The organism is Arenibacter amylolyticus (genome assembly GCF_002150785.1).
In the GTDB taxonomy this organism is placed as follows: Bacteria; Bacteroidota; Bacteroidia; order Flavobacteriales; family Flavobacteriaceae; genus Arenibacter; species Arenibacter amylolyticus.
Map to the genome: position 1 here is coordinate 1 of NZ_MTAZ01000075.1, position 4867 is coordinate 4867.

Consider the following 4867-nt stretch of genomic DNA (forward strand, 5'->3'; position numbering starts at 1 on the left):
TATGGAACACGCCTTAAGTCTCCGTTAATAGTTTATACGCAAACCAAAGTATTTTTGAACTCTCCTTTATATTAGAACACTGCTGCCCTCCTTTCTTGTTTTATAAGAATCCAGCAATGAACTGGTTCCGTTCACATTTGTTTTGGAAATTAAATAATGGGGGCGTTGTTTGTTCTCTAGGTAAAGCTTCCCTATATACTCGCCCATGACCCCTAAAACCACAAGTTGTAAGCCCGACAAGAATACAATGGCTGCAATAATAGAGGCCCAACCAGAAACCGTTAAGCCTAAGACCATTACTATTATGGCATAAACCCCATAACCAAATGCCAGAAAGAACAAACTAATAGTTTGCTTCATTGAACTATTAGTTCTTAATGATAGAAATATCATGAGTAGAGCACAAACCAGAAAAATAACTTCTAAAAATCTAAATGCGGTATAATCGTCATCGTAAATGGTATAGATAGGTGTTAGTAGTAATGGAAATCCCCAAGGATAAAGAGTAGGGCTAAACGAATGAACTGACGAATTCTCTACGACATATTTATTAGCGATGGCTAATTGATGACTTCTATTTTCATTAATGCTTTTCGTCTGATGTATGTATAGTGAATAATCACCTCCCCAATTATGTCCTTTTTCACTATTCAAAATACAAAGTACAGTACAAGATAAAACTATAAGTCCTATCATAAGTATTGGATATATTGCTGATATAAGTTTCAATATTAATGTTTACTTCCTATTTTGAAGGTGATGGTTAATTATTTATAAATATGTTACTATGACTTATAGTTCAACTTTGGTTTGCATATCCAATTCGTATATTTAGAATGTTGATTATTCTAAATGATTGTAATCGAATTGATATTTTATAAAAAAAAATTGCCTACGTCTTGACAATTTTTCATAAAAATGTTAAGGCCAAGTTAAATATTAAAAGTGAGGTATTGACTACACAAAAGTGTAGTTTTGATTTGTAATGTTGTTTGTGTAAAATTTTATTGGTTAAATCCATGTATTAAGTGTGACTGGCATATTTCTGTAAATTAACATCTTGCGAGGTTAAGTTGTTGCTGTCTTCCCCTTTTGACATCCTTCCGTTAAAACCAGACTATTTAAAAGTAGAGGTGGATTTTAGACAAATAAATGATAAACTTAAAATAGATTATTTGCTTATGAAACGTTCAAAATATTCTGAATTGCAAATCGTATTTTCGATCAACGAGTTGGAAACAGGGCGCCGTTTTCGTGAGATATGCGCAAACTGGGCATCTGTGGGGCAAATTTTATCCTTGGCAGAATAAAATAAGGCGGGTTGGGGATCTCGATACTTATAAAACTAGAGAATTAAAAGGAAGAGAATTCGAAGATGAAGAAACTTGTTGTGGACTTCAGCCTTACAAACAGATTTCACAGGAGGTTCTAAAAACAAGTTCTAGGAACGTCTTAGAAGCTCGTGATGGTCAAGGATATTAGGATGGCGTATAGTATTTCCATTCAGCGTTGTTGCAAGGTATGCATCCCACCAAACACATATTGTTAACTTGATTGCTTGCATCTAGCTTTGCCCCAAAATTCGAGTGTCTACCTTTGATGGTACTAATTTATTAAGTCCGTAATAAGTATATTTGAACTATGGCAAAACAGTATGATAATGAATTCAAGATTATGATAGTTGATCTATTAAAATCTGGATTAAAGGCAAAACAGATTAGTGAGGACTATGGTCTGAACGATGGTATGATACGTCGATGGAAGAGGGAATATGAAGCTAAATCGGGGGATTTTGACAAGAAAAGAGAGGTTTCCCCGCAGGAGCAGGAACTCAAGGCCTTGCAGAAAGAGCTGAGAGAGGTTAAAATGGAGCGTGATATATTAAAAAAGGCGGTGAGCATCTTCTCCAAGAGCGACACGTAATATATCATTTTATTCTAAGGAATAAAGATTGCTACCCTGTCGGGAAGATGTGTAAATGCATGAGAGTCAGCAAGAATTCTTATTATCATTGGCTTAGAAACAAAGATGTGGAAAGGGTGGTAACAGCAACCATGACACTGAAAAAAAGGATTCGATTCCATTTTGGACAGAGCATGGAAATCTATGGTAGCTATCGTATCCAGCAAAAATTGGAACGGGAAGGACTATTTTATTCCCGTTCTTATATAGCATTACTGATGAGGGAAATGGGGCTGAGATCCGTGCTAAAAAGAAAATTCGTGGTGACAACGGACTCCAGGCATTCCTTCCCTGTCGCTGACAATAACCTTGACAGAAACTTTGCCACTATGGAACTAGGGAAGAAATGGGTCTCGGATATTACATATATTCGTGTTGGTGATCAATGGAACTACTTAACCACGATCATGGACCTTGCCGACAGAAAAATAGTGGGCTGGGCCTTGAGTGAGGATATGACCGTTCGAAACACCGTAATGAAAGCCTGGTTGGATGCATGTCGGACAAGGGCGATCAGCAATGACTTCATCTTTCATTCAGACAGAGGGGCGCAGTATGCCTCGAATAAAATGACCGATCTATTCACTTATAATAAAAAAATAACACGGTCAATGAGCAGAAAGGGAAATTGTTGGGACAATGCTGTTGCGGAGAGCTTTTTCAAAACGATTAAACATGAATGGCTGTATAGGTTTAAATACACCTCCCATGACCAATTGTTCGAATCAATAAAGTAATATATAACATGGTATAATAACGAAAGGCTACATTCTAGTTTAGGGTATCTCTCTCCTTTAGAAATGGAAATTAAACTAAGAGGGTTTTCTAAAAAAGTGGCTTGAAAAAATTAGTCCCAAATTTAGTAGGTAATCCAGATTGTATTGAACTCCTTTTGTGAACATGTTCCAAATAATTACGGAAAGTTTTCTTGCTGTGGCACTTATGGCCGTAGCCTTCCTTTTTTGTAATTGATTCTTCTGAAAAAATAGGTCAGCGGAAAGTCTAAATGCAATATTCAGACTATTGCTTCCTTTTAGAAGTTGGTGGCTCAGTACATTCCCCTACTAATTTTGTTGTTCGCGGCCAGCCTAAGCCAATAGGTGAATTGAATTTAAGCCGAAACCAGACCTATACCTTATATTACAAGAAATGAAAAAAACCAATAGTCGACCATTACGCTCCTTTGAAAAGTATTGCCTAAACCAGGAATTTTAGACATCAGTTCAAAAACTTTCCTTTAATTCAATAATCGTGTTCTAAATAATAAATCAGCGGTTAACTCCCATAAATAAGACTGACACACGTTAATTAAAATCTTCATTTTTAAAAGTGTATACAACTAGTAAAGGATTATCTGTCTCTGAAATCTGTTCTGCTATTTTTTTAATGTTATTCGGTACTTTTTTCCAAGGTTCTTTTTCCTCTTTATATGTACTCATTTGTCGTTTGAATGATGGTGCAGGATATATCGAAATGAGTTTGTTATTGCCTCCATCATGGGCAAAGTAATTATAAAAAGGAATTGAATCTTCGTCGTTAATCAACAGACTGATCCTTTCTGTTTTTTTAGTTTTTTTCGAGTAGATAACCAACATGGTATAATAAAAGTTAAACGTAATATAATCATCGTTCTCCCGGAAATTAGAGATTCCGAAACCATAATTGTTCTCTTTGGAATAGTCAATTATACTAGAATAATCTTTCCTTTTTTTGTATATTTCATTAGGCATTTTATACTTTCCAAAATCAATATAATACTTAGGATCAATAGCATCTTCACTATATTCATATACAATTTCCGAGTAAGGAAAACTAATATGAATATTATTGTTCTTTATGATATTCGGTGTACCCATACCTCCAAAGTCATTAAAAAACTTATCTTTGTCATTGGTGCGAATAAAGCCTTTTTCATCATCCGAATCAAGTTCTCTTTCAAATAGAAGATATTTTCTTTTTATATACTTGTTAAGTAATAGTATTTTACTATTTGCAAATCCAACGTTAAAATATAAATTATTTAATCTTTTTTCTTCGATAAATTTGCCGTCAAAATTGTAAATAAGTAACTTATAAGGTCTATCCGAGTACAGGATAATTTGCTCTTTTTCTTCATCAACGGCAAAGTCTGTTAAGCTATCGTACTCCTCAGGACCTTTGCCCAAACTTTGTATTTTGCTTATAAACTTACCATGGTTATTAAAAATTAACACACTATTTGATTGCTTATCCAGAATGAAAATTTTATCATTATATAGACTCATCCTATCTATATTGCCAATAATTGAACCATCTTTAGTTTCCAATGGGATAATTTTTGATGTAGAAAAATAGTCATCAAAATTACCTTTGGCCGCCTTTTCCTCAAGATTAACATATATGAACTCGGTATTTTCTAATCTTACTGATTCTTTGCATGAACTCAAACCTGTAAACACCATAAAGATATAAATTAGATTATATTTCATAGGAGTATTTTTATTAATATTAGTATTCCTTTATTTTCTGCAAATCGTTCCGTAAAATAATAAAATCCACGGAACGATTAATTTCACATCTTATGACCTATTTTCTAAGGACAGGAATATTCACTCCATGGTGTCGCCCCAACGTTAAACTCACATTGCAGGTTTCCCTCACCTAAGCATTTTACGGTAGTAACTGTTCGTGAACGGGCACAAGATTTACCATCGATTATTTTTGTCTCTGTGGTTTCAATGACAATAGTTTGTTTTGTTTCATATATACCTCCAGAACCAGATGCTGTGCCAGATCCCCCTCCAGAGCCTGTTCCCGTGGCTATAGCCTGTTCACTAAGCATCACAAAAGGGTCATCTAAGGTTACCTTCACATTGATAACTAGCGCCACTAAAAATAAGCCAGCTGCCGCTAGCTTTGCTAATTT

The 4867-nt window shown here is 34.7% G+C and carries 3 protein-coding genes and 1 pseudogene; 1 reads left to right on the top strand and 3 read right to left on the bottom strand.

Going from position 1 to position 4867, the window contains the following annotated elements:
* Nucleotides 1–66: 66 nt before the first annotated feature.
* Nucleotides 67–360 (bottom strand): hypothetical protein, encoded by a 294-nt coding sequence (locus tag BV214_RS16275; protein ID WP_086478557.1) that lies wholly within the window; start codon nucleotides 358–360, stop codon nucleotides 67–69.
* A gap of 1281 nt (nucleotides 361–1641) precedes the next feature.
* On the opposite strand from BV214_RS16275, the pseudogene BV214_RS16285 reads away from it, so the two are divergent.
* A pseudogene (locus BV214_RS16285) lies at nucleotides 1642–2804 on the top strand (IS3 family transposase).
* Nucleotides 2805–3266: 462 nt separating this feature from the next.
* Here BV214_RS16285 and BV214_RS16290 read toward each other — a convergent pair.
* Both BV214_RS16290 and BV214_RS16295 read right to left on the bottom strand, forming a co-directional pair.
* Nucleotides 3267–4430: a 6-bladed beta-propeller gene (locus tag BV214_RS16290; protein WP_086478559.1), complete on the bottom strand. Its 1164-nt coding sequence runs from the start codon at nucleotides 4428–4430 to the stop codon at nucleotides 3267–3269.
* A gap of 104 nt (nucleotides 4431–4534) precedes the next feature.
* Nucleotides 4535–4867: hypothetical protein (locus tag BV214_RS16295; RefSeq protein ID WP_217868847.1), on the bottom strand; the 333-nt coding region annotated here is incomplete at its 5' end.

Coding starts and splice junctions, on each gene's coding strand:
- BV214_RS16275 (WP_086478557.1), bottom strand. CDS start 360: ATGAAGCAAACTATTAGTTTGTTCTTTCTGGCATTTGGTTATGGGGTT.
- BV214_RS16290 (WP_086478559.1), bottom strand. CDS start 4,430: ATGAAATATAATCTAATTTATATCTTTATGGTGTTTACAGGTTTGAGT.